We start from the raw sequence: 899 nt of genomic DNA, 5'->3' as shown, positions 1-899 counted from the left end.
GAGAAGATGTCTAAATCTCTAGGTAACTTCTTTACTATCCGTGACGTTCTTGGTCACTACGATGCTGAAACAGTGCGTTACTTCCTAATGTCTGGTCATTACCGTAGCCAGTTAAACTACAGCGAAGATAACCTAAACCAAGCACGTGCTTCGCTTGAGCGCCTGTACACATCTCTACGTGGTTTGGATCTAAATGCTGCGCCTGCTGGTGGTGAAGAATACGTATCTCGCTTCACTGCAGCGATGAACGATGACTTCAACACACCAGAAGCGTACTCAGTTCTGTTCGACATGGCGCGCGAAGTTAACCGTCTGAAAACAGAAAACCTAGAGAAAGCGAGCGAACTCGGTGCGCTAATGCGTGAACTAGCTGACGTGATCGGTATTCTTCACCAAGATCCTGAAGCCTTCCTAAAAGGTGATGCGGGTAACGATGATGAAGTGGCTGAAATCGAAGCTCTGATCAAGCTGCGTAACGACTCTCGTGCTTCGAAAGATTGGGCGAATGCAGATATGGCTCGTGACAAGCTGACCGAAATGGGCATTGTTCTGGAAGATGGTCCAGAAGGCACAACGTGGCGTCGTAAGTAATTGAATTTTCATTTTTAAAGGGCTGATAATTCAGCCCTTTTATTTTCCATTTCCATAAATTAAAACTTTAACTTTAGGTAATGCTCTGTGGCTCAGATGTATTTCTATTACTCAGCAATGAATGCGGGTAAATCAACAACGCTTCTTCAATCCTCTTTCAACTATCAAGAACGCGGCATGACGCCAGTTATTTTTACGGCTGCGCTAGATGATCGTTTTGGTGTCGGTAAAGTGAGCTCTCGTATTGGTCTTCAATCTGACGCACATTTATTTCGTCAGGATACCAATTTGTATCAAGAGATCGCAGG

General features: G+C 44.7%; 1 protein-coding gene and 1 pseudogene. Both read left to right on the top strand.

Annotated elements, in window-relative coordinates; genetic code table 11:
* Positions 1 to 591 (top strand): DALR domain-containing protein (locus IQR33_RS21155; protein WP_322631794.1); only part of this gene is annotated, 591 nt, incomplete at its 5' end.
* An 87-nt stretch (positions 592 to 678) separates the two neighbouring features.
* Positions 679 to 899 (top strand): annotated as a pseudogene (locus IQR33_RS21150) (thymidine kinase); the annotation flags it as partial.

Origin of the sequence: Vibrio sp. OPT46 (genome assembly GCF_015163535.1) — a bacterium.
Classification (GTDB): domain Bacteria; phylum Pseudomonadota; class Gammaproteobacteria; order Enterobacterales; family Vibrionaceae; genus Vibrio; species Vibrio alginolyticus.
Note: the sequence above shows the minus strand (reverse complement) of the source record. Positions and strands in the feature narration are given on the sequence as shown.